This window comes from Pseudomonas tritici (assembly GCF_014268275.3).
GTDB classification, from domain to species: Bacteria; Pseudomonadota; Gammaproteobacteria; order Pseudomonadales; family Pseudomonadaceae; genus Aquipseudomonas; species Aquipseudomonas tritici.
Map to the genome: position 1 here is coordinate 3323069 of NZ_CP077084.1, position 21887 is coordinate 3344955.

The 21887-nt window shown below is 60.0% G+C and carries 16 protein-coding genes and 1 pseudogene; 12 read left to right on the top strand and 5 right to left on the bottom strand.

The window, feature by feature from the left end:
* Window positions 1–402 precede the first annotated feature (402 nt).
* The 11 genes and pseudogenes from HU722_RS14815 to HU722_RS14860 all read left to right on the top strand — a co-directional run bounded on the left by HU722_RS14815 (window position 403) and on the right by HU722_RS14860 (window position 13238).
* Complete coding sequence (locus HU722_RS14815) at window positions 403–2589, top strand: thiamine pyrophosphate-dependent enzyme (RefSeq protein WP_186754802.1); 2187 nt, start codon at window positions 403–405, stop codon at window positions 2587–2589.
* Between the two features lie 102 nt (window positions 2590–2691).
* A complete protein-coding gene (locus tag HU722_RS14820; RefSeq protein ID WP_186754800.1) occupies window positions 2692–4200 on the top strand; it encodes an indolepyruvate oxidoreductase subunit beta family protein in 1509 nt (502 codons plus the stop codon).
* 6 nt (window positions 4201–4206) lie between these two features.
* Window positions 4207–4662: an acyl-CoA thioesterase gene (locus HU722_RS14825; RefSeq protein ID WP_105162198.1), complete on the top strand. Its 456-nt coding sequence runs from the start codon at window positions 4207–4209 to the stop codon at window positions 4660–4662.
* Entirely contained in the window at window positions 4659–6983 is a 2325-nt protein-coding gene (locus HU722_RS14830; protein ID WP_210172764.1) for a bifunctional salicylyl-CoA 5-hydroxylase/oxidoreductase, read from the top strand. Before HU722_RS14825 ends, HU722_RS14830 begins: the two co-directional genes overlap by 4 nt.
* 39 nt (window positions 6984–7022) lie before the next feature.
* The gene (locus HU722_RS14835) at window positions 7023–8153 is read left to right on the top strand and encodes a cupin domain-containing protein (protein WP_105162200.1); all 1131 of its coding nucleotides are present in this window, start codon (window positions 7023–7025) and stop codon (window positions 8151–8153) included.
* A 50-nt stretch (window positions 8154–8203) separates the two neighbouring features.
* On the top strand, window positions 8204–9145 hold the full coding sequence (locus HU722_RS14840; RefSeq protein ID WP_186753755.1) for a fumarylacetoacetate hydrolase family protein: 942 nt from the start codon (window positions 8204–8206) through the stop codon (window positions 9143–9145).
* A 59-nt stretch (window positions 9146–9204) separates the two neighbouring features.
* Complete coding sequence (locus HU722_RS14845) at window positions 9205–10224, top strand: carbon-nitrogen hydrolase family protein (protein ID WP_105162202.1); 1020 nt, start codon at window positions 9205–9207, stop codon at window positions 10222–10224.
* Entirely contained in the window at window positions 10221–10979 is a 759-nt protein-coding gene (locus tag HU722_RS14850; protein WP_105162203.1) for a maleate cis-trans isomerase family protein, read from the top strand. Before HU722_RS14845 ends, HU722_RS14850 begins: the two co-directional genes overlap by 4 nt.
* Window positions 10980–11072: 93 nt before the next feature.
* Entirely contained in the window at window positions 11073–11516 is a 444-nt protein-coding gene (locus HU722_RS14855) for a MarR family winged helix-turn-helix transcriptional regulator (protein ID WP_186753756.1), read from the top strand.
* 210 nt (window positions 11517–11726) lie between these two features.
* A pseudogene (locus HU722_RS29265) lies at window positions 11727–12005 on the top strand (PAS domain-containing protein); the annotation flags it as partial.
* A gap of 162 nt (window positions 12006–12167) precedes the next feature.
* On the top strand, window positions 12168–13238 hold the full coding sequence (locus HU722_RS14860) for a methyl-accepting chemotaxis protein (protein ID WP_437182536.1): 1071 nt from the start codon (window positions 12168–12170) through the stop codon (window positions 13236–13238).
* 158 nt (window positions 13239–13396) lie between these two features.
* On the opposite strand, the gene HU722_RS14865 is transcribed toward HU722_RS14860, so the two are convergent.
* The gene (locus HU722_RS14865) at window positions 13397–14017 is read right to left on the bottom strand and encodes a flavin reductase family protein (protein ID WP_186753758.1); all 621 of its coding nucleotides are present in this window, start codon (window positions 14015–14017) and stop codon (window positions 13397–13399) included.
* A gap of 256 nt (window positions 14018–14273) precedes the next feature.
* Here HU722_RS14865 and HU722_RS14870 point away from each other — a divergent pair, with 256 nt between their 5' ends.
* Entirely contained in the window at window positions 14274–15125 is an 852-nt protein-coding gene (locus HU722_RS14870; RefSeq protein ID WP_186753760.1) for an AraC family transcriptional regulator, read from the top strand.
* A gap of 5 nt (window positions 15126–15130) precedes the next feature.
* Here HU722_RS14870 and HU722_RS14875 read toward each other — a convergent pair whose 3' ends face one another.
* From HU722_RS14875 to HU722_RS14890, 4 genes are all read right to left on the bottom strand, one after another.
* Window positions 15131–15745 carry a Fur family transcriptional regulator gene (locus tag HU722_RS14875; protein ID WP_186753762.1) on the bottom strand — a complete coding sequence of 205 codons (615 nt, stop codon included), beginning with the start codon at window positions 15743–15745 and terminating at the stop codon, window positions 15131–15133.
* A gap of 124 nt (window positions 15746–15869) precedes the next feature.
* Complete coding sequence (locus HU722_RS14880; RefSeq protein WP_225930625.1) at window positions 15870–17339, bottom strand: efflux transporter outer membrane subunit; 1470 nt, start codon at window positions 17337–17339, stop codon at window positions 15870–15872.
* Window positions 17326–20418: an efflux RND transporter permease subunit gene (locus tag HU722_RS14885; RefSeq protein WP_186753766.1), complete on the bottom strand. Its 3093-nt coding sequence runs from the start codon at window positions 20416–20418 to the stop codon at window positions 17326–17328. The genes HU722_RS14880 and HU722_RS14885 overlap by 14 nt, the downstream gene beginning before the upstream one ends.
* 11 nt (window positions 20419–20429) lie before the next feature.
* Window positions 20430–21575 (bottom strand): efflux RND transporter periplasmic adaptor subunit, encoded by a 1146-nt coding sequence (locus HU722_RS14890; RefSeq protein ID WP_186753768.1) that lies wholly within the window; start codon window positions 21573–21575, stop codon window positions 20430–20432.
* Between the last annotated feature and the right edge of the window lie 312 nt (window positions 21576–21887).

A 21887-nucleotide genomic window follows, 5' to 3' on the forward strand; every position in this document is an offset into this window, starting at 1 on the left:
CTTTGCAGCCTGATTATTTTTATATGAATATTCATATGCTACTTCGTAGGAAATATATTTCTCATGGTTTGCTGGAAAAAGCAATGCATGACCTTCACTGTCGATAGACGGCGTGCGTCCTCAGTCGACGGATGACTACGAGCGGTTAACGATCAAGCCTTTTCAGCAGCAACGGGTATTTTTTTGCGCCGCTTTGCACGTTTTTTGCTGCGCCCGTTTTGATGAGCTTCCTTCTGCTAAAGGCTGCCAGCCAGCCCTCTCTTTATCCTCGTACCGCTATCCATATCCGAATTTGGCCACAAGATGGTTTGCATGATTAATCATGCATTGACGCATCGCTTTGTCCGTATGAAGGTAGGGGACATAAGAAAATTTGTTAAACAGATCTGAGAGATAACCGACATGGCCGAACGATCCTTTGTCCAGGAAGTGAAGAAGTTACGCGCTGGCGCCGGAGAGGTTTTCAACGGCGAGGGCATCCTGGCGGTAACCAAGGCGTTACTGGAGTCGGGCGTGGCTTATGTTGGGGGATACCAGGGCTCTCCCATCTCGCATTTGATGGACGTGCTTTCTGATGCCCAGGACATTTTGGGCGAGTACGGAATTCGTTTCGAGAACAGTGCCAGCGAGGCGACAGCGGCGGCGATGCTGGCAGCCTCGGTCAACTATCCATTGCGCGGCGCGATTACATTCAAGGCGACCGTTGGCACTAACGTGGCTTCCGATGCTCTGGCCAACCTGGCGTCGGGCGGTGTGACCGGGGGGGCGTTGATTATTGTCGGCGAGGACTATGGCGAGGGCTCCTCGATCATGCAGGAGCGTAGCCATGCGTTTGCCATGAAGTCGCAAATGTGGCTGCTGGATCCTCGTCCCAACCTGCCGTGCATCGTACAAGCGGTCAAGGACGGCTTCGATCTGTCCGAGGCGAGTAACACCCCCGTGATGTTGCAGATGCGGATTCGCTCCTGCCACTTGCATGGCCAGTTTTTGACCTCCGATAACCGTCCGCCAGCGTTTACGGTCAAGGATGCGATGGAGAGTCCGGCCCGAGACATCGACCGCATTGTATTGCCCCCGGCGAGCTTTCTGCATGAGCGTGAAAAAATTCAGCTGCGCTGGCCAGCGGCTATTCGGTTTATCAAGGAGCGCCAGCTCAACGAGTTTTTCTCCGAGGGCGATGCCGACGTAGGCATCGCGTTGCAAGGAGGCAACTACAATACGCTGATTCGTGCGTTGCAAAAGCTTGGTCTGTCGGATGTCTACGGGGTCTCGAAAATTCCTCTCTACGTCATGAACGTGGCCTATCCGCTGGTCGACGAAGAGTACGAACGCTTCTGCAAAGGCAAGCGCGCGATCCTGATTCTGGAGGAGGGCCAGCCCAATTTCGTAGAGCAAAACGTCTCGGCGATTTTGCGCCAGTTGGGGCTGGACATTGCGCTGCATGGCAAGGATATGTTGCCGCTCACAGGGGACTACAACACCGCGACGATCCTTGGCGGGGTGCGGGCTTTTCTGGAGCGCTATGGCATCGTCGAGCCCAAGGCCCCGGTGGTTGACCCTCTGAGCCTTGGCATCCCGATTGTGATGCTACCGGTTGAGGCATTTGCTGGTCCGTCGCTGGATCAGATCGTCCACCCTCGACCACCAGGATTGTGCACGGGGTGCCCCGAGCGGCCGATTTTCACGGCGATCAAGTTGGTTGAGCGTGAGCTGGGTAAACATCACATCAGTGCCGACATTGGCTGCCATCTGTTTTCGATTTTACCGCCGTTCAACCTCGGCAGTACGACGATGGGTTATGGCCTGGGCGCGGCGAGTGCGGCTGCCTTCAACGTGGCGCCGGGCAATGCACCCTCCAGCAAGCGCGCCATTTCGCTGATGGGTGACGGTGGCTTTTGGCACAACGGTTTGACCAGCGGGATTGCCAACGGCGTCTTCAACCGCAGCGATAACCTGACCATCATCATCGACAACAACTACGCCTCGGCTACGGGTGGCCAGGACCTGTTGTCGTCACGGGCGGTCAATGCCTCGCGCAGTACGGGTCATGAGATCGAACGCGCGGTCAAGGGCGTGGGGGTCGAGTGGGTGCGCACGATCAAACGAACCTATGACCTCAAGGCAATGGTCTCGACCCTGCGCGAAGCCTTAACCACTCAAGAAACCGGACCCAAGGTCCTGATCGCGCAGAGCGAATGCATGCTCAATTTGCAGCGGCGCGAGAAGAAGGTGGTGCGCAAAGCCATCGCCGATGGCAAGCGTGTGGTGCGCGAGCGTTTCGGCATCGACCCGGACACCTGTACCGGCGATCACTCGTGCATTCGTTTGTCGGGCTGCCCCTCGTTGTCGATTCGCGATAACCCGGATCCGCTGCGACTCGATCCGGTGGCAATGGTGATGGACAGCTGCGTGGGGTGTGGGAACTGCGGCGAGGTCGCCCATGCGGCGGTGCTCTGCCCATCGTTTTACCGCGCCCAAATAGTCAGTAACCCCACACGTTGGGACATCTTCAGCCAACGCCTGCGTTCGGCGGTGATCGGCTGGTTGCAGAGCGCTGATGCCCGGCGTCGCTCGCGGTATGCGTTCTGATGAGGGATGCCATGAACCACGATCAGCCATTGATCAGCACCGTCGGTGTGCCAGGACATTTGTCTGCACGTTACACCTTTCACGTTTGCCCGGAGTTTTTCCATGTCCAGTGAGCCTATCAAAATTGCCATCCTCGCCATGGGGGGGGAAGGCGGCGGCGTACTCGCCGACTGGATCGTCAACCTGGGTGAAGAAAATGGTTACTTCGCGCAGACGACGTCCGTTCCCGGGGTCGCGCAGCGCACCGGGGCCACTATTTATTATGTGGAGCTGTTCCCAGGCGCCGATGTACCGCAAGCACGTGTACCGGTGCTGTCGCAGGCTCCGCTGCCGGGCGATGTCGATATCGTGCTGGCCTCGGAATTGATGGAAGGCGGGCGCGCAGTGCAGCGCGGTCTCGTTACCAGCGACCGCACGACCTTCGTGACCTCGACTCACCGGGTGTATTCGATTGCCGAGAAGTCAGCCATGGGCGATGGCCGGGTCGATAGCGCTGCGCTGTTGCTCCAGGCCCGTCGAGCGGCCAAGACGTTCGTCAGCTTCGATATGGAGAAGGCGGCCGAGAGCGCCGGCAGCGTGATCAGTGCTGTGTTGTTTGGCGCTCTCAGCGGCACCGGGGTGCTGCCCTTCAACCGGGCGCAATTTCAGCAGACCATTGAGCGCGGCGGTGTGGGAGTCAAACCGAGTCTCAAAGCGTTTGAGCTCGGTTATGCCATGACGCGCGAGACGCAGGATCAGGAGCGAGCACCGAGCGTTTCAGCCAAAGTCAGCCCTGCTATTGCTGCGCAGCCCCAGCACCCAGTGGTTGCCGGCTTGGTTGAGCGTGCACGGCGTTTACCGGTTGCGGAGCTTGTCACAGAGGGCGTGCGGCGGCTTATCGATTACCAGGATCCGGACTATGCGCGTTTGTACCTGGACCGCCTTGAAGCATTGGCCGCTGCTCCCGGCGGCCAGGATGTCGAGTTGCTGCGTGAGACCGCTCGTTACCTGGCGCTGTGGATGTCCTATGAGGACACCATTCGGGTGGCAGACCTTAAGACTCGCAGCAGCCGCTTTGATCGGGTGCGGGGTGAGGTTCGTTCCCGTGATGATCAGGTGCTCGATATCGAAGAGTACATGCACCCGCGCATCGAAGAAATTTGCGAAACCCTGCCCGCAGGCCTGGGCCGCTGGCTGGCGCAACCGAACTGGGCGCACCGTCTGGTGGCTCGTTTCACCCAGCAAGGGCGAACGATCAAGACCAGTGCCTTGAGCGGTTTTCTCCTGCTTTACGGCTTGTCGCGCGTGCGTCGCTGGCGCCGTGTGACGCTGCGTTACAGCCAGGAAAACAGCCGTATTGAAACCTGGTTGCAGCGTCTGCATACGCTGGCTGCGCTGGACCCTGCGTTGGCGCTGGAAGCGGCTCAGTGCCAGCGCCTGGTCAAGGGGTACAGCGACACCCACGCCCGAGGTTTGAAAAATTACGAAACCGTGATGGCGGTGGTGGATAAGCACCTGCGGCTCATGGCGCCAGCGACGCTGCGCGAACTGCGCGACGCGGCGTTGGCCGATGAGCACGGTCACAAGCTGCGCGAATGCTTGCAGCGCCACGCCTTACCCCTCGAAGGATAGTTGCTTATGAATGCGAGCACATTTACCCGCAAACACCGCATCCGTTTCTCAGAGTGCGACCCGGCCGGCATCGTGTTTTACCCGCAGTACTTTGTGATGTTCAACAACTTGCTGGAGACCTGGATCGACGAGCTCCTGCCTGAGGTGGGATTCGCCGGCTACATCGGCAAGCTGCATTTCGGGTTGCCGACGGTGCGGCTTGAAGCCGACTTTCGGGCCATCAGCCGGATGGGCGACGACGTTATTCTGAGCCTTGAGGTGGTCAGGCTTGGCGGTAAGTCGTTGACCCTGGCACTGGCGTGTACGGACCTTGAAGGTGAGGTTCGGATGAGCGTCACACAGGTGCTGGTATCGACCTCGCTGATCAGTCACCAGGCCATTGAATTGCCGAGCGTGCTTCGCCAAGCGTTGAGCGCTTCCCCCTCCCTTGAAAAAGACAAAAACGAAAGGAGCGCAATGTGAAAATTGCCTGCATTGGCGGTGGTCCCGCCGGCTTGTATTTCGGCCTGCTGATGAAACTGCAGAACCCGGCCAACGAGATTGTTGTGCTGGAGCGCAATCGACCTTACGACACCTTTGGCTGGGGCGTAGTGTTCTCTGATGCAACCCTGGACAACCTGCGCGAAGCCGATCCGGTGTCGGCGCAAACCATCGTTGATGAGTTCAGCCGTTGGGACGACATCGACATCCATTTCAAGGGTCGCCAGGTGCGTAGCGCAGGCCACGGATTTATCGGAATCGGTCGAAAAAAGCTGCTCAATATCCTGCAGGCGCGCTGCGAAGAAGTGGGGGTGAAGCTGGTTTTCGAAACCACGGTGCTAGACGATCAGGAGGTCGCTCGTCAGTACAACGCTGATCTGGTGATTGCTTGCGATGGTATCAACAGCCCTGTGCGCACGCGTTATGCCCAGACTTTCCAGCCCGACATCGACCAGCGAGATTGCCGTTTTGTCTGGCTGGGTACACACAAAGTGTTTGACGCGTTTACCTTTATCTTCGTGCAGACCGAGCATGGCTGGTTCCAGGCCCACGCTTACCAGTTCGAAAATGGCTTCTCCACATTCATCATTGAAACCACGGATGCTACCTGGCAGGCATCGGGTATCGAGCAGATGTCTCAGGAGGAGGGCATTGCCTACTGTGAAAAACTGTTTGCGCCTTGGCTGAACGGTGAGCCGCTGATCTCTAATGCCTCGCACCTGCGCGGCGCGGCCATCTGGATTCGTTTTCCGCGAGTGATCTGTAACAAGTGGGTGCAGTGGACGCAGCCTCTGGGTGCCGACGGTGGCGATGTACCGGTGGTGCTGATGGGGGATGCCGCACATTCCGCACACTTCTCTATCGGCTCGGGTACCAAGCTGGCGTTGGAAGATGCCATCGAGTTGTGCAACACCCTCAAAGCCGGCGGCGATCTGCGTGAGCGCTTGGCGCATTACGAGCAAGTACGCGGCATTGAAGTGTTGAAGATCCAGAATGCAGCGCGCAACTCCACCGAGTGGTTCGAGAACGTAGAGCGTTACGCCAGCCTGGAACCGGAGCAATTCGCCTATTCACTGCTCACCCGCTCGCAGCGTATCTCTCACGAAAACCTGCGTCTGCGCGACGCCCAATGGCTTGAAGGTTACGAGCGTTGGCTCGCGAAGCGTGCTGCGGTGGCAACGCGTGAAGACGAACGACCACGCCCACCGTTCTTGACCCCTTACACCGTTCGCGGTGTGACGCTGAAAAACCGCGTCGTGGTGTCTCCGACGTTGCTGTATTCCAGCCAGGATGGGGTTCCTGGTGACTTCCACCTGGTCCATCTCGGCAGTCAGGCCCTGGGTGGTGCAGGCCTGGTGCTGGCGGAGGCCACGGCCGTGAGTGCCGATGCGCGAATCAGCGCGGGGGACCCCGGCTTGTGGAACGCCGAGCAGGTGTCGGCGTGGAAGCGCATCACCGACTTTGCCCACGCTCAAAGCAGCGTGCGCATTGGCGTACAGCTCAATCACGCGGGGCGTCGCGGGTCTACGCAGTTGGGCTGGGAAAAACCCGATCACCCGCAGGCTGAAGGTAATTGGCCGCTGCTCAGTGCCAGTGCGCTGCCCTATCTGGCAGGCGTTTCTCAAGTGCCTGCCGAAGCTACGCACGCTGACCTGGCGCGCATCTGTGAACAGTTTGCCGAGGCTGCAAGTCGCGCCGCACAAGCAGGTTTTGACTGGCTTGAATTGCAGGCCGGACATGGATTTTTGCTCTCAAGCTTTCTATCGCCGCTTACCAATCAACGCAGCGACGAATACGGCGGTTCGTTAGCCAATCGCCTGCGTTTCCCTTTGCAAGTATTGGCTGCGGTGCGTCGAGCCTGGCCTGAGCACTTGCCGATCTCGGTACGGATCTCGGCCACTGATTGGGCGCAGGGTGGCACGAGTGTTGATGAAGCCGTGGAGATCGCCCGAAGCTTGAGCGCGGGCGGTGCGGACATGATTGACGTTTCTTCGGGCGAGGTGGTGCCGGACCAGCAGCCGGTGTATGGCCGTATGTACCAGACCCCCTTCGCCGATCGCATCCGCAACGAAGCGGGCGTGCCGACTATCGCGGTGGGTGCGATTACCGAGGCCGATCAGGTCAACGGCATCATTGCCTCGGGTCGTGCCGACTTGTGCGCAGTGTCTCGACCGTACCTGGCGGACTCGGCCTGGCTGCTGCGAGAAAGCGCCCGGTTGGGCTGGCATGACGTCGAATGGCCCAAGCCCTTGCTGTGGGGCAAGGACCAGCTTGAGCGCAGCTTCACCCGGAGCAAGTCCTGAGGGCCGAGAGCCCACTGCATCCTTGAGAAGGAGAAGATTATGACAAACTCGTATGACCAATACCGTGAAGGCATCGAAGGGCGTGCAGACGTGGAAGACACGGCTGAACTGGTAGCTTACTACCGCGAGCTGGACCAATTGCAGACGGGTGCCCTTTGGACCGTGGCCAACAAGATTGAGCCTTGGGAGCCCAAGTCGAGTTCAGTGCCGGTGATCTGGCGCTATCGCGATCTGCGCGAGCATGTGCTGCGTTCAATTGCACTCGTGACCCCGGAAAAAGCCGGGCGCCGGGTGATCTACCTAAACAATCCAGGACGCACTGAGGTTTCGGCAGCGGTGGGCTGGCTGTACTCGGGCTTGCAAGTCATGAATCCGGGCGAATGCGCCTCGGCGCATGCACATTCGGCCTCGGCCTTGCGCTTCATCATGGAAGGGGAAGGCGCCTACACCGTTGTCGATGGCCACAAAATGACCTTGGGCCGAAATGACTTTGTATTGACCCCCAACGGCACGTGGCACGAGCACGGGGTGGAGGCGGGTGGCCAGCCGTGTATTTGGCAGGACGGCCTGGACATCCCGCTGGTGAATGCCATGGAGGCCGGTTTTTATGCCGTGCATCCAGACTTGCGGCAGGCCGTCGGCTATCCCGTCGATGACTTGGTGAGCCTGTGGGGGGCTGCGGGTTTGCGCCCCGACAACATCGGCTGGACCAAGCCCTATTCGCCGCTGTTCAAGTACCAGTGGGAGCCGACCTACGAGGCGCTGCTGCGCTACTCATCTGCCCGCGACGACAACCCTTTCGATGGTGCGTTGATGCACTACACCAACCCTGTGGATGGCGGCCACGTCCTGGCAACGATCGGCGCCAGTATGCAGTTGCTGCGTCCGGGATTCGTCGGCAAAGCGCATCGTCATACCGGTAGCTTTCTGTATCAGGTCGCCAAGGGCCAAGGCTACTCGATCATCAACGGTCAGCGCTTTGATTGGCAGGAGCGTGACATTTTTTGTGTGCCGTCCTGGGCCTGGCATGAGCACGTCAACACCAACCCGAGTGAAGACGCCTGTTTGTTCTGCTTCAGCGATTTGCCGGTGATGGAAAAGCTCGGCCTGTACCGCGAAGAGGCACTGGCGGACTTCGGCGGTCATCAGCCGGTTTTGCCATCGGCTTAGTGCCGGAACGTTGAATCAACCCTGAATTTTTTATCTGGAGATTTTCGATTATGCGACTCGTAACCTATCGCGCCCACGTAAACGCCGCCGCTCGACTGGGGGCCATTGTGGGCGACCTGGTCATTGACCTGCAGTACCTGGGGGCTCACGCCGGCCAGGCATTGCCGGCGGATATTCTGGACTTTATCGACCTGGGGCCGCACGCCGTGACGAGCACCACGGCGTTGCTCGAGAGCTACGCCGGCAAGTGGCCACTGAACAGCGCTTTACCGTTGGTTAACGTCAGGCTGTTGGCGCCCATCCCCAAGCCGCGCAAAAATATCTTCGGCATTGGCCTGAACTATGTTGAGCACGTTGAGGAATCAAGCCGCACGCTGGATACGTCCAAAGAGCTTCCCAAGCAGCCAGTGATTTTCTCCAAACCGCCGACGACAGTGATCGGTCCGGGCGATGCGATCGAGCACAACGAAGCCATTACCCGCCAGATGGATTGGGAAGTTGAGCTGGCGGTCATCATGGGCAGCCGCGCCAAGCGTGTAGGTGAGGGCGACGCGCTGAACTATGTGTTTGGCTACACCGTGCTCAACGACATCAGCGCGCGGGATAACCGCCGCGCCGGTCAGTGGATCTATTCCAAGGGGCAGGACACCTACGCCCCGTTGGGGCCGGTCATCGTCACAGCGGATGAAATCGGCGACCCGCACAACCTGAAGCTCACCCTCAAGGTCAACGGGGTGGAGAAACAGAGCTCCAATACCCGCCACCTGCTGTTCAATATTCCGACGCTGATCAGCGACATCAGTGCCGGTATCACCCTGGAACCGGGCGACATTATTGCCACCGGTACCCCGGCAGGCGTGGGCGCCGGACGTACGCCGCAAGAGTGGCTGTGGCCGGGCGACGTGGTGGAGGCGTGGGTCGAAAATATTGGCACGCTGCGTAATCCCGTGGTCGCGGTCGGCAACGAACCCCGCACCGGCAAGAGTCAGTAAGCATCGGGCCGGTCCAGATGGACCGGCCCGAATTCTCTGCGCATTTCGGATGAATCGCCATGCTTAAACTACCTAAATTCAAGGCAGCAGCCGTACAGACGGCCCCTGTTTTTCTGGACACTGACGCCACAGTAGACAAAGTGATTCGTCTCATTGAGGAGGCCGCTGGCAACGGCGCGCAATTGGTGGCCTTCCCTGAGGTTTTCGTTGCGGGTTATCCCTACTGGAGTTGGATTGGCAATCCGATTGAAGGCAGTCCCTGGTTTGAAAAACTGGTGCGCTCAGCGATCGAGATTCCAGGCCCCGAGATCAGCAAGATCGCCCAGGCTGCTGCACGTCATCGCATCAATGTGGTGGTGGGCGTCAATGAGCGCAGCAGCAAAGGCATTGGCACTATCTACAACACGCTGGTCACTATCTCCGATGAAGGCCGGATTCTGGGTCGCCATCGCAAGCTGGTGCCCACCTGGGCCGAGAAACTGACCTGGGCGCCGGGCGATGCTTCAGCGCTGCGCGTGCATGACACCTCTGTCGGCCCTCTGGGTTCCCTGGCCTGTGGTGAAAACACCAACACCCTCGCACGTTTTGCCTTGATCGCAGAAGGCGAGTTGGTGCACGTCGCCAGCTACATTTCGTTGCCGGTAGCGCCGCCCGAGTACGACATGGCCGAGGCGATCAAGGTACGTGCGGCCGCCCACAGTTTTGAGGGCAAACTGTTTACGGTGGTGTCCTGCTCTACGGTCTCTGAAGAGATTATCCAGGCGCTGGAGCCAGACTTCCCGAAGGCGCGCGAGTTGCTCACACGTCGCAACAGCGCATTTTCCGGCATCCTCGGCCCGGATGGGCGCGTGATTGGCCAGCCGTTGATCGACGAGGAAGGCATCGTCTACGCCGATATCGACCTGTCGCGCTGCATTCAGCCACGCCAGATGCACGACATCTCGGGTCATTACAATCGCTTTGACATCTTCGATCTGCGGGTCAATCGCCGTCCGTTGCAGTCCGCTCGTTTCGAGGATGCAAGTACCGTGGACAATTTCGATACACCGGTCGATCTCAATCAGGAACCTCAGCCATGAGCGCCCCACGCTATTACCGTATCGGCCAGATTGTGCCGAGTTCGAACACCACGATGGAAACCGAAATCCCGGCCATTTTGCGTGCACGCGAATTGATCTTGCCCGAGCGATTCACCTTCCACTCAAGCCGCATGCGGATGAAAAAGGTGACCAAGGAAGAGCTGGCCGCCATGGACGGGGACAGCGATCGCTGCGCGCTTGAGCTTTCCGATGCCAATGTGGATGTGCTGGGTTATGCGTGCCTGGTCGCGATCATGAGCATGGGGAACGGCTACCACCGTATTTCCGAACAGCGCCTGCACCAGCGCACCGTCGAAAACGGCCATCCGGCGCCCGTTGTCACCAGTGCCGGTGCATTGGTGCAAGGCTTGCAGGTGATCGGTGCGAAGAAGGTGTCGATTTTGACGCCTTACATGAAACCCCTGACGCAGTTGGTGATTGATTACATCGAAAGCGAGGGGATCGAAGTCGTGGACAGCATCTCGCTGGAGATTTCTGACAATCTGGAGGTCGGCCGGCAGGACCCGCGAGCACCGATTGAAATCACCCGCAGGCTCGTCACCACTGGCGTGGATGCAATCGTGGCGTCCGCCTGTGTGCAGATGCCGTCGCTGGCCTCGATCCAGCCCATTGAAGATCGAGTTGGGCTGCCGGTGATTTCGTCTTCGGTGGCCACGACGTATCAGATGCTCAAGAGCCTGGGCCTTGGCACTGATGTGCCTGGGTTTGGTTCGCTGCTGTCCGGGAGGTATTGAGGTATGGCGCGGGGTAGGGGTAATTCCCCCCCGCATGAGCCAAAGCAGATAGAATCGTCGCCGGTTGAGAAAGAGGACGAGGCGGCGATTGGCATGGCGAAGACGAAGGCGTTTGTAGACAATTATTTGCCCGCACTCTTGGGGCAGGCTTGGTACTTGGTATCCACCCAATTTCATGCCGTTGTTGAGCAGCACGGGCTTTCCGTGTTGGAGTGGCGAGTGCTGTCTACGTTGGCCCGTGACGGTGCCATGACTATTTCTTCGCTGGCTCAGACTACCGTGAGCAAGCAGCCGACGGTCACTCGGCTGTTAACGCGTCTTGAAGCGCAAAAGTATGTAGAGCGTTCCATCAGCCTTGATGATCGTCGCTATACCCTGGTGCGACTCACTCGTTCAGGGCGACGTTTGGTGTCCGGTTTGGTTGTCCTGGCCGAGAAACACGAGCGCGAGATTCTTGCTCCTTTCGAGGCAATGAAGATCGAAGCGCTCAAGGAAGTCCTGCGCGAACTCATCGATCAGCATAGCCCGAGACTTTGAATCTATAGGGCACGCGTCTATCACACGACATTTTCAATGACATAGCGAACTATCGAGAATGTCCATTTTTTGGTAATCCGATGGACAGTCGCAGAGGAGAGCGTCATCAGCTTCAGATAGCTGACTCGCCAATGTGCTATCCACAGTTTTGGGGGAATGGCTGTGCTGGACGTTAAAAGATCTGCGCCTGAACCCATCAGCGTGATGGGAATGCTGCCATTCTCCCGGATTAACCTTCAGGGCGAGATCATCGAGTGCAACGATGAGTATTTCGCCCTGTGTGGCTATCCCCGTGAAGAAGTCATGGGAAAGAGTCAGCAATTGATCTTCGACCAGTCGATGCCTGCCGCTTTGATGGAGCAGGGGTACAAGCAACTGCGTGGCGGGAAGCCGTTCTGCCTGCCCATCATGGGAAGGTCAAAGGATGGCCAGACGTTTTGGTGTGAGGCGTACTTCATGCCGCTGGTGAGGGCGGGAAATGTCTTCGCCTTCGGCGCGATCTACCATCACCTGGACCCTGTGGTGCAACGTCGAGCAGAGAGGGCTTACCGCAACTTCGGTTCCGGCGGAACCGGGGCGCGGGGAACACATCTCTCAGCGCTGGTTTCCTATTTGCCAGTGATTGCCCTCGGGCTGTCGACAGGCCTCGCAATGAGCTTGAAAGCCCTTGATCCCACTTGGGGTGGTGTTTTGCTGACGGGCGTTGCCTGGGCTGCTGCGTCCGAGTGGGTTCGCAGCAGCAGCGCTGCCCCGACTGTCTCCACGCGACTGGACGAGCTTGCTCCTGCACCGATGCTGGCTGAGGTGTATATGCACGGCTCTCATCATGTCGCCGTCATTGAAGCGGCTCTTCACCAACTAGGGCTTAGGATGCGTACCCTGGCAGGTCGAGCTCAGATCACCGCGAAAGTCCTGCTGGGTTATGCCAGTGACTCCGTGGGAATCACTCAGGCCCAGGTCGCCAGGCTTGAACGTCAGATGGTGGAGACCGAAGAATCGGCGTCCGCCATGCGGCAAATGACCCTCACCATCCAAGAGCTTTCCAAAGGGCTTCAGGGGGCAGCAGGTGCCGCGAGTGCGGCTGATCAGCTTGCAGCCGATGGTGAGAGCGCCGCGATGCTCAGCAAGTCCTCCACGGATGTTCTGGCCACCTGTGTCCGGGATATCGGGGATGAGGTGAGCGCTCTGGCTGAGGCGGTCGAATCCATCAGCGGCATTACCGACGCGATCCATGGCATCGCGGAGCAGACAAATCTGCTCGCACTCAACGCGGCTATCGAAGCGGCGCGAGCAGGGGATTCTGGCCGAGGCTTTGCGGTCGTCGCCGATGAGGTCAGGGCACTGGCTTCACGAACCCGGGACGCCACTGGCCAAATCCAGGAGTCGATAACCTCGCTTCGGGAGGGCGGTCGCACCGCTATCCGTGCAGTGGAAAAAGGCGCCGACGCCACTTCGCGAGCCAGCAATGACGTCGATGCTGTCCGAGCAGTTCTGCAGTCGATCGCTCGTCAGATCAACCACATCAGCATGACCAGCACGCAGATGGCGGCGGCAGTTGAGGAGCAGAGTGTGGTGGCCGAGGACATCAACCACAAGATCACGCATATCGCCGGCCTTGCCAGTGAGAGTACGGCACAAGCCAAAGTGAGTGATGAGATCTGCGGGAAGATCAGCCAACTGGCCAACGCCCAGATGGAGCTTGCGATGTTGTTCAGAGGTTAGGTGCACATGGCCTCGTCACGATGAGGCCATGTGGACGCCTTTTACTCGTCGGCTTCCTTCATCGAGAACCTTGGGCTTGATGTCGTAGACGCTGTAAAAAACATGCAGTTGCTGCGTGACGAGGTGGCGTGACAACAATGCTTCGGGCTCGCCAATGACTACTTGGGCCTTGTCATGTGAAACAGTCCTTCGGGTAGAACCTGGAAGTAATCGGCCGGACCACCGCCTCGCAAGATATGTTGTGCCTGGCTGGTATCGTAGATGCCGTCACGAAGACTTGCATGATCGATGTGCGCCACAATCACTTCACCAAAGACCATCCAGGTATCCAGAGGGGCACCATCCAGGCCGACCAGCTGTTGAACCTGGGTGACTTTACATTCCAGCGCAACCGGGCTCTCCATGACGCGCGGTGCTGCGACTTCAAGCGAAGGGACCGGCGTCAGTCCTGTCAATGCAAACTCATCAATACCGATTTGCTCGGTACTGCTCAGGTTGACCCGTTCAGCGAGCGGTCGGGTCGCCAGGTTGTAGACAAACTCACCGGTCGCCTCAGCGTTGCGAACGCTGTCCTTTTTACCCACGCTGGAGAAGGCAACCAGCGGCGGGTGATAATTGAAGATGTTGAAAAAACTATAGGGGGCAAGATTCCGGCGCCCTTCAGCATCGCAGGTGGATATCCAGCCAATAGGACGTGGTCCCAGAATGGCCGGCAAGGGGTCATGGCGCAGGTCATGGCCGTCGCGAATTTTATAGCTGTGGCGCTCGTTAGTACTCATTGTGAAATGCTCTTGCTGATCAAAAAGCAATCGTTGCTTAGTTCGTATGAGTACAACAGAGCTTTGTAAGACAGCTGTAATTTGTCTGCGTTAAACAGATGTTTTCTTCATTATTTGGATGTTGGGAGTTGTGGCCCCGCCAGGAACAGGCTGGCCCTGAACGCAAGGAATGGCTAGACGTTATTGAGCAAGTTGGTCATAGTATTTTTCGATTAGGCCAGCGCCGCATCTTCCCTCCGAGGTTCGACAGGACAAAATGTCTAGCATTGCGATCACCGATCTAACCGTGGCTTGGAACATCGACAGCGTCTCGCGCCCCGTTGTGGCTTTGAGTGCCACATCGGTAAAAAAGGACTGGGAAAATGCGAGGCATCAGCACCGCAAGGCGCAGCTGATCTACTCGCTTCGTGGCATCCTCAATTGCGAAATTGAAGACGGCGTCTGGATCGTGCCGCCGCAGTGCGCCGTTTGGATACCGGGAGACTTACCGCACGCGGCGCGTGGGGCGGGTGAAACTGAATGCTATTGCCTGTTCGTTGAGCCAGATGCTGCACCGGAACTTCCGAAAACCTGCTGCACGATTGCGGTGTCGCCATTGCTGCGTGAGTTGATCATGAAGGTGGCTGGTTTTCCTGAGTTCTACGCGCAGGGTGGACGAGAAGACCGGTTGATAGCCACATTGCTCGATGAGTTGGTGGCGGCACCGGTGGAAGACTTGCATCTGCCCATGCCGCGTGATCTCCGGTTGCGTCGTCTTGTAGAAATGATGCTGGACGACCCTACGGACAAGACCGCGAAGGCCGATTGGGCTACTCGAATTGGCATGAGCGAGCGCAGTATGAGCCGTCTTTTGCTGCATGAAATTGGAATGAGCTTTGGCCGATGGCGTCGGCAGATGCATGTGATCCTTGCGCTGCAACGTTTGACCAAGGGTGAAAGCGTGCAAACGGTGGCATTGGAGCTGGGTTACGAAAACGCCAGCGGGTTCGTCACCATGTTCCGCAAGGCCGTGGGCAAACCTCCGGCACGCTACCTCTCGGATCGCATCAGCGGCGCGGAGCTTGCTCGCGTGCCCCGGATCATGATCCCAAATGAAATCTCACCCTGATTGGATCAGGTTGTACTGTCCCGGTACCGCCGACCGCTCTCCATCGTCTGCAGCCCCTCCTTGCAGAGTTGCCGGCATTTCGCACACGTCGTGGTGATAGTGAAGACTGACTCCTCGTCTAGAGCGTAGCCCTCCTCGGATGCCAGCGACTGTAGGTGTTCATTCAACGCCAGGTCTTTAATGAAAACCAGTCGCGCGCCACACTGACATTGCAGTGTGTCGTGCTGGTTGTTTAGCGCCTCCGGTTTGAGTGCATAGAACGCGCGCCCACGTGCGCCGTCCGTGCGAACCAACAGCCCAGCAAACCATAATTCATTCAGCGTCCGGTAGATCGATCCCGGCGCGAAGCTGTCGAATTGCGTGCTGAGGATACGATATATCTGGTTGGCATCCAGATAGTTCGGGGTTGCCTTCTCCAGCGTGTTCAAGACTCTGGTACGAGCGATCGTCGGTCGCAGTCGGCCCGCCAGCAATCGTTGTTCCTGAGACGATATCGGCGCTCCGGCATCGGGATTGGCCGCTGCGGTGTGCTTCATAATGTGCTTGCCTGACGGCGTGTTCTTGCTACCGAATGATGTAATCAGGTCAATTATCCGAGGTGGATCATCGTGCGGTTCCATCTCTGTCTTCCTTCGCTATGCCGGATGTCCGGTTGTTTGTGACAATGCGCAGCGACGTGGCTAATCGCTGGTCTCGGACATGGGCGCGATGGTGGGGCCGCCATCGCGCCCATGTCCGCAGGAGCTACTGCGTAGTGGCCTGTTCCCATCCGCCGCCAAGCGCCTTGAACACGCTGACCCTTGCGGAACCTACGCGCTGGTCAGCAACGGCTACCTGCGACTGGGTGTCGATCAGACTGGTCTGCGCGACGATCACGTCGAGGTAACTGATAGACCCGGCGTGGTAACGCTGGTCTGCCAACTGGAAGGCTTTTTCGGCGCGGTCGCGCGCTTCGATCAGTGCCTCGCGCTGCTGCATCGCGGCGCCGTATGCACTCAACGCCTGTTCGGACTCCTTCAAGGCATTCAGCACGGCGCCATCGAAGCTGGCCAGCGATGCCGCGTTTTGCGCCTTTGCCTGTGCGATGCGGCTACGAGCGACCATCGTGTTGGGGAAGCTCCAGGAGATCAGCGGCCCGAAGGAAAACGACCAGGTGCGATTGCCTTTTAGGTAGTCGTTGCGCAGGTAGTTGCCGGAGGCGCCCAGCGTGACGCGCGGATAGAGGTCGGCAACGGCCACGCCGATGCGGGCGGTATCGGCGGCCAGTTGGCGCTCGGCCTGACGCAAGTCCGGGCGGCGGCGCAGCAGCGTGGTGCCATCACCGATCGGCAGCGCCCCCGCGATCTCCGGCACCTGGGTGCAGTTGCGCGCCGACTCGGGTATTTGCGATGGCGTGCGGCCCACCAGCGCGGCCAACTCGAACAATGCGGCATCCCGCTGACCCTGCAACGGCGGCAAGGCGGCCTGGGCCTGGGCCAGCGTGACACCGGCCCGTTCCACATCCAGATGCGACGCGGAGCCGGAGTGTTCCTGGCGGCTGACCAGATCCAGCCTGCGCTGAGCCAGGTCAATGGACGAGTGAGCGACGCCGATGGATGCGCCATAGGCGCAGGCGTCCACATAGGCGCGTGTCGTCTCGGCGACGACGACGACCTTGGCGGCATCATGGGCGGCGGCGACTGCATCGGTGTCGTCGCGTGCGGCCTCGATGTCGCGCCTTACCCGGCCGAACAGATCAAGTTCATAGGAGACGTCGAGGCCACCGCTGTAGCTCCATTGTGTGGGCGCCTGGCCGCTGCCCGTCCACGTGGACTGGTCGCGGCCGTAGCCTGCGCCCGCCGACACGTTAGTCGAAGGAAACAGGCCACCGCGCGCTTCCTTGTAGATGGCCCGTGCGCGGTCGAGGTTGGCCAGCGTCACGCGCAGGTTGGTATTGGCCGACAGGGCTTCCTGCAGCAGATTGTCGAGTGCCGGATCGGCATACAGCTTCCACCAGTCCGCTGGCAGTGGTGCGCTGGACTCCGTATCGGCCGGCTTGCTGACGAAGGGGCCTGCCGCAGTTTGCGGCGTGGCCGGAGCACGATAGTCGGGGCCGCTGGCGCAGCCTGCGGTGATCACGGCGACGGCAATGGCCATGAAGACAGCGCGCCGAGGGGGAAACATGGCTGGATGCAAAGCAGTAGTCATGGCAGCAATCGCTTTAGAGTGAGACATCGGGGGCCTGCGCAGTGGCGAGTTCACGGGCGCGGGGACTTTGCGATGTCGCCCGGTGATCCTCGGCGATGAAGCTGTAGATGGTGGGCAGCACGAATAGCGTGAAGAAGGTGCCGACCAGCATGCCCATCACCACCACAATGCCGATGGAGAAGCGGCTGGCCGAACCCGCGCCATCTGCGAACAGCAGCGGCACCAGGCCGGCGACCATCGCCGCGGTGGTCATCAGCACGGGGCGCATACGCACCGCTGCGGCCTTCTCGATGGCCTCGATGCGGCTCAGGTTTTCGTGATGCTGGATGTGGTTGGCGAAAGTGACCATCAGGATACCGTGCTTGGAAATCAGGCCGATCAACGTAACCAGTCCAATCTGGGTGTAGATGTTGAGCGTCGCGTAGCCCAGCCACAGCGGCACCAACGCGCCGCAGATCGCCAGCGGCACCGTCACCAGGATCACCAGCGGGTCGCGCAGGCTCTCGAACTGCGCCGCCAGTACCAGGAAGATGACCACCAGCGCGAAGCAGAACGACACCAGCAGGCGGTTGCCTTCCTGCACGAACTGGCGGCTGTCGCTGAGCCAGTCCACGCTGGTGCCGGGCGGCAAGGGTTGCGATTGCAGGAACGCCACGGCGTCACCCATGGTCACGCCCGGGGCTGGCAGCATTTCCAGCGTGGCCGAGTTCATCTGGCCGAACTGGGTGAGCTGGTTGGCCTGCGGGCGCATTTCGACGCGGGTCACGGTCGATAGCGGTACCAGTGCGCCGGAGGTCGCCTTGACGTAGAAGCGCCCGAGGTCTTCCGGTGTCATGCGTTCGCCGCCGCGCACCTGCGGGATCACGTCGTAGGAGCGGTCGTGGAAGTTGAAGCGGTTGACGTAGTTCTCACCGACCAGCACGGCCAGGGTGTCGGCGATGGACTGCATGGTCACGCCCATTTCGCTGGCCTTCGCATTGTCGATGCTGATATGCGCCTGAGGACTGTCGTAGGACAGGTCGTTCTGCACGTAGAGGAACAGGCCGCTGGCATAGGCGGCGTACTTGATCTTCTCGCCGGTTTCGTACAGCGTCTTGAAGTCGTCGGGCGAGCGCAGCACCATCTGTACCGGCAGGCCGCCGCTGGAACCCGGTAGCGGGGGCAACTGCACGGCGGTCAGCGTCTCGCCGTCAATGGCGCCGCCGGCGGTCTGGATCTGGCCCTGGATGTCGGTGGCCGATCGTTTGCGTTCCGACCAGTCCTTGAGGATCGCGCCGCCGATCATCTTGTTCTGGCCGCCGGCATAGTCGCCGATAATCATGAAGCTGCTGTCGAACTCCGGAATCGACTCGAACAGCTTTTCGATCTGCTCGGCATAGTGGGCGGTATAGCCCACGCCGGCATACTGCGGCGCCTTGGTGACGACGATGACGGCGCCCTGATCCTCGGTCGGCGCCAGTTCGTGGCGGGTGCCGGTGAACAGCACCACGATGGCGGCCAGCACGACCGCGCCGACCAGCAGCACCGCACCGCGAGCGGCCAGCGTGCGGGCCAGCAGGCGTCCATAGAATGCGGTCAGCCCTTCCATGGAGTGTTCGATGCGCTTCGCCAGCCGTCCCTCGCTTTGCTTGGAACTGAGCAGCATCGAGCTCATCACCGGCGAGAGCGTCAGCGCGACGATCCCCGAGACGATCACAGAGCCGGCCAGCGTGAAGGCGAACTCCTTGAACAGCGTGCCGGTCAGCCCGCCCATCATGCCGATCGGCGCATAGACCGCCGCCAGCGTGATGGTCATGGCGATCACCGGCCCGACGATTTCGCGTGCGCCGAGCAGTGCCGCACGCACGGGTGTCAGTCCTTCCTCGATGTGGCGATGGATGTTCTCCACCACGACGATGGCATCGTCCACCACCAGCCCGATCGCCAGCACCATCGCCAGCAGCGTCAACAGGTTGATCGAGAAGCCGCAGGCCAGCATCAGTGCCGCCGTGCCGACCAGCGACAGCGGAATGGTGACGACCGGAATGATGACGGCGCGGAAGGTGCCGAGGAACAGGAAGATCACCACAATCACGATCACGATGGCTTCGATCAGCGTGTGCTTCACTTCCTCGATGGAGGCGTTGACGAAACGTGCCACGTCGTAGTTGGGTGCCACCGTCAGTCCCGGCGGCGCCATCGCACGGATCTTGGGCAGCAGTTCGTTGGCCCGCTTGACGATCTCCAGGGGATTGCCATCGGGCGTCGGCTGGAGGGCCACGAAGATAGCGGGGACGCCGTTAGCGAACGAGAGATTGTTGTAGTTCTGGCCACCGATTTCCATCGTGGCGACATCCGATAGCCGCACCACGCCGCCCCCGGGGCTGGACTTGATGACCATCTGGCGGAAGTCCTCGACGCTGCGCAGGTCGGTGGAGGCGCTGATGTTGGTGACCGTCAGCGCGCTCTTGAGTTGGCCTGGCGCAGCCTGCACGTTGTTGGCGCGCAGTGCGGCCGAAATCTCGCCGGCCGACAGTCCATGTGCGGCCAACCGTACCGGATCGATCCAGACGCGCATGGCCAGCGCCTGACCGCCAAAGACGTCGGCCGAGGCTACGCCGGGAATGCTCGTGAATAAAGGCTGCGCTACCCGGGATGCGAAATCCGTTACCTGCGGGATCGACAGGGTCTTGCTATAGAAGGCGACGTATTGCACGGCGGTGCCGCCCTCGGTGGACTTGGCGATGACCGGATCGGTGACACCGGCCGGCAACTGGTACTTGACCTGCTGCACCTTGGCGAGGATCTCGGTCATCGCGCGATCGGCGTTGGCGTTGAGCACCAGCCGCGCCTTGATCTCGCTCTTGCCTTGCGTGGTGGTCGAACTCAGGTATTCGATGCCGCTGGCCGTGGCGATGGACTGCGCAATCGGGGTGGTGACGAAGCCCTGCATCACGTCCTGGGTCGCACCTGGAAGCGTGGTGCTGACCGTGATGGTGGCGTTTTCAAGATAGGGGTACTGCCGCACGGGCAGCAGGAACAAGGCGGTGGCGCCCATCAGCAGGATCAACAGGCTGACGACCAGCGCCAGAATGGGCCGGCGGATGAAGATGTCGGTGAAATGCATGGTGCCGTCCTCTATCGTGCGCTGGCGGCGGCGGTAACCGCCGGGGCGGCAGGCGGTGCTGCGGCGGCAGGCGCTGTCGCATTGATCTTCACCGTGGCGCCGGGCGGCAGCCGATTTTGGCCGGCCATCACCACGATGTCGCCAGGCTTGACGCCCTGGGTCACCAGGACTTCCTCGCCGAGCCGACGACCCGTGACGACCGGCACGGCGACCGCCTTGCCGATTCCCTGCGCGTCGGCATCTCGCACGAGCACCACGCTGTCACCGGAGGCCGAAGTCTGGATCGCCGTCAGCGGTAACACGATGGCGTCGGTCGTGGCGGGCAACGCCAGCCGCGCCGTGGCGTACATGCCGGACTTAAGCAGCCTGTCGGCATTGGACAACAGTGCCTGCACGACCACATTGCGGGTTTCGCCGTCGATGCGTGGTTCGATGGTGCTGATCTTGGCGTTGAATACCTGACCTGGCGCTGCATCTACCGTCACCTGCACCGGTGCGCCCGGCGTCAGCTTGGGCAAGTCCTGCTGGGGCAGCGTGAAGTTCACGTAAAGCGGGTCGAGCTGGGTCAGCGTGGCGATCACATCGCCGGCATTGAGGTACTGGCCGGGATTGATGCGCCGGATGCCGAGCTGGCCGGAGAACGGCGCGCGAATGGCCTTCTGCTGGATGCGCGCGTCCAGTTGCCGCACCGCCGCAACGGCCTGGGCGGCCTCCGCCTTGCGTTGTTCGAGCAATTCGCGCGGCTCGGCGCCGGTGGGGGCCAGTTCCTGCGAGCGGCGTAATTGCGCCTGGGCGAAATCAGCCTTGGCTGCAGCAGCGGCACGATCCGCTTGCTCGGGAGCGTCGTAGAGCTGAATCAGCACCGTCCCTTCCTTAACGGACTGGCCGGCGTCGAAATGGATGGCTGTCACGCGGCCCGACGTGTCGGGGGCCAGCAGCACTTCGCGAACGGCTTGCAAATTGCCGACGGCCTGCAACTCCTCGGCCACGCCGCGTGGTTCGGCGCGGATCGTCGAGACGGGCATCGGCGGCATGGCGTAATGTTCCGCGCCACCGGTGCGGGTGGTGCGCCAGGCATACAGCAGGCCGAATACCACGACGAGGCCAACAACGCTTACGACAATAGGTTTGGCACGGGAGATAACGGCGGTGCTCATGCGTTCCTCCCGATGACAATGTGAGTTGGGGTGGCGCGTGACCGGCGGTGCGGGGCCGATCCACCAAAGCAAAGTGAGTGCATGGGGGGAATTTCCTCGGGAAGAACGGGGGAATCGGCCGGCCAGGCACGCTGGATTGAGGCATGGCAGACCACGATGAAGCGCAGCCTATCCGCGTGGACACATTTATACATTGCGAAATAAGGTCAGATTATTTCGCAATACAGCCAGAAGCATGAAGGCAGGTAAATTGGCCTAAATGAATAACAATCTGGCTTGATTTCGCCATGCATACTCATGCAACTCTATTGT